Origin of the sequence: Pseudoalteromonas sp. (genome assembly GCF_041613455.1) — a bacterium.
Lineage (GTDB): Bacteria > Pseudomonadota > Gammaproteobacteria > Enterobacterales > Alteromonadaceae > Pseudoalteromonas.
The window spans coordinates 1-2866 of the sequence record NZ_JBFJHD010000302.1 but is presented as its reverse complement, the minus strand read 5'-3'; the positions used below and the strand labels follow the sequence as shown (position 1 = coordinate 2866).

The 2866-nt window shown below is 41.8% G+C and carries 2 protein-coding genes; both read left to right on the top strand.

Features of this window, described 5'->3' with window-relative positions:
* A partial coding sequence (locus ABYB02_RS16295) for a transglutaminaseTgpA domain-containing protein (RefSeq protein ID WP_372763427.1) occupies positions 1-1461 on the top strand: 1461 nt, incomplete at its 5' end.
* Positions 1458-2780, top strand: coding sequence for a Na+/H+ antiporter family protein (locus ABYB02_RS16290; RefSeq protein WP_372763426.1), 1323 nt, complete (start codon positions 1458-1460; stop codon positions 2778-2780). The genes ABYB02_RS16295 and ABYB02_RS16290, both read left to right, overlap by 4 nt.
* The last annotated feature ends 86 nt before the right edge of the window (positions 2781-2866 follow it).

Here is a 2866-nt window from a genome sequence, read left to right as displayed (position 1 = left end):
CTGTTGTTTTTACCGAAAATGCCCGCTTTTTGGCAATTACCTGGGCCTAAACATGCAAAAACTGGGCTGTCTGAGCAGGTCGATCCTTTCGATATTGCCAAGTTATCAAATTCCGATGAACTTGTTTTTAGAGCCCAATTTAATACTAGCGCGCCGCAATCCCCATTATATTGGCGCGCCATCATTCATGATGACTTTAATGGCAATGCCTGGCTTACCTCAAACTACTTAAAGCAAAATAACACAACAACCAGGTTTAAAGCCGAAAACAATCAAATTCAAGCGCAATATTCGATAATATCAGAGCCGGCTGCTCAGCCCTGGTTGTACGGACTGCATTACGCCACCAGTAACAGTGATGGCGTAGAAAATTCAGCTTTAGGGGTATTACGTAAAACCGCAAATTCAGCCAAAAGTATTCAGTACGTAGCAACAAGTTTTTTAGTGACTGAACCAGAGTTAACGGCTTGGCAAGCATCACATTACACACAACTCAACAATGCTAATAATACGAAAACCAATGCGCTTGCCGATAAATTAAAGCGCCAAGTAAGCAGTGATAAGCAATTTTATACCGCCTTACTTGACCACTTTGCAGTGAAAAAATTTAGCTACACGCTAACTCCTCAGCCTATGACAGGTGATGACACACTTGATCAGTTTATGTTTGAGCAACAACGGGGGTTTTGTGGTCACTATGCCAGTGCCGCTGCCTATATGTTTCGGCGTGCGGGAATACCGGCACGTGTTGTAAGTGGCTATTTGGGGGGAGAATTCAATAGCAAAAGTAATACTTTATCCGTGCGCCAATACGATGCCCATGCATGGGTAGAAGTGTATTTACCATCGCAAGGTTGGCAAGTGTTTGACGCCACCGCTGTTGTCGCACCCGAACGGTTAACTGGCTCCCTGTCTGAAAACGACCAACTCAATGCTGAGTTTAAGCATAATCTGGGTTTTGGCTTACTCAGTCTCAGTGATGTTGCAGCAATTAACTGGCTCAGGTTACAACTGGAAAATCTCGACTATCAATGGTCAAGTTGGGTACTTGGTTTTGATAAGCAAAAGCAAAGTGATTTTTTGAAAACGTTATTTGGAAATCAAAATACCTGGCTAGTCCCACTTGTGGTTTTAATTGTGTTAGTGCTGAGTTTAAGCGCGTATTTTATTTATTTAACCTGGGCTAGACCGGCTAAGCAGTTAGCACCCATGGTAAAAGAGTATCGGCAAATTGTGAAATGGGCAAATAAACTACAGCTGTTTCCTGCTCACCCCCTCACCCCAGTACAACAGTTACATTTTTTCGCCCGTGAAATACCGGAAGCTGAACAACAATTGCACCAGTTTAGTTTGCTATTTAATCAAGTACGCTACGAAAATAAACCATTTAACAAAGATCGTAAAAGTCAGGCTAAAGATCTGATAAAATTAATTAAATCTAAAAAACAGAGAAATTTATGAATGCGGTAATTATAGGCGTTATGTTAATGCTTGGGCTCACCTTAGTCCGCGTAAATGTTATTGTTGCAATGACACTAAGTGCTTTAGTTGCTGGCTTAATTGCCGGCTTAGGTTTAAAAGAAAGTATTGATGCTTTTAACTCTGGGTTATCGGCGGGTGCAGAAATTGCCTTAAGTTATGCCATGCTGGGTGCGTTTGCAGTGGCTATTTCTAAATCGGGATTAACCCGAATATTGGCAGCAAAATTATTAGCTAAAGTGAATGCACAAAAAAGTGGCAATGAAACACTGGTTAGCTATTTTATTTTATTTATAATCATGCTGTGTGCCATTTCTTCGCAAAACTTAGTGCCGGTGCATATCGCTTTTATCCCAATTTTGATCCCGCCATTACTAGTAATATTTAACAAGCTTAGACTAGATCGCCGTGCTGTTGCCTGTATTTTAACGTTTGGTTTAGCCACGTCATACATGGTACTACCGTATGGGTTTGGCGGTATCTATCTATATTCTATTTTACATAAAAACTTAGTCGATAACGGCCTCGACATTATTAATGTACAAGTACCGATGGCCATGATCATTCCAGCTTTAGGCATGCTAACGGGGTTAATCATAGCGATATTTTTTAGCTATAGAAAACGTCGCGATTACCAAACACAAACATTAACCACTGAGAGTAAAGAAATTACCGTGGAAAACCCGAAAAAAGTAATGATAGTCGGGTTATTTGCGGTACTGGCTTCGTTAATTGCGCAAAACGCCAGTGGCTCTATGATATTGGGCGGCTTAGTGGGCGTAATGATTTTTAGTGTGTTTGGTGTTGTAAAATGGGAAGACAATGGCGATGTGTTTAGTAAAGGCGTGGCAATGATGGCCATGATTGGCTTTATTATGATTTCAGCCCAAGGTTTTGCCGCGGTAATGCAAGCCACTGGCCACGTAGCAAGTTTAGTAAATAGTGGCGCAGAACTTTTTGCGGGCAATAAACCGGTTGCCGCTGCGGTGATATTATTGGTCGGCTTGTTTATAACTATGGGTATTGGCAGCTCCTTTTCCACAGTACCAATTATAGCGACGCTGTTTGTGCCTTTATGTTTAGAGCTGGGTTTTTCGGTGATGGCAACCGCGGCCTTAGTGGGTACGGCAGGTGCATTAGGTGATGCCGGATCCCCTGCTTCCGATTCGACCTTAGGGCCAACATCTGGTTTGAATGCCGATGGTCAACACGATCATATATGGGATTCTGTAGTGCCGACCTTTATTCATTTTAATATTCCACTATTAATCTTTGGCTGGATTGCAGCCATGGTGCTGTAACCAGGTTATTAGAGTAATAATTAGGTTAGTTATGCCCAACCCGTATAGCTAACCTTTCACTAATGTTTATCCTCCCTTTTTTTGTT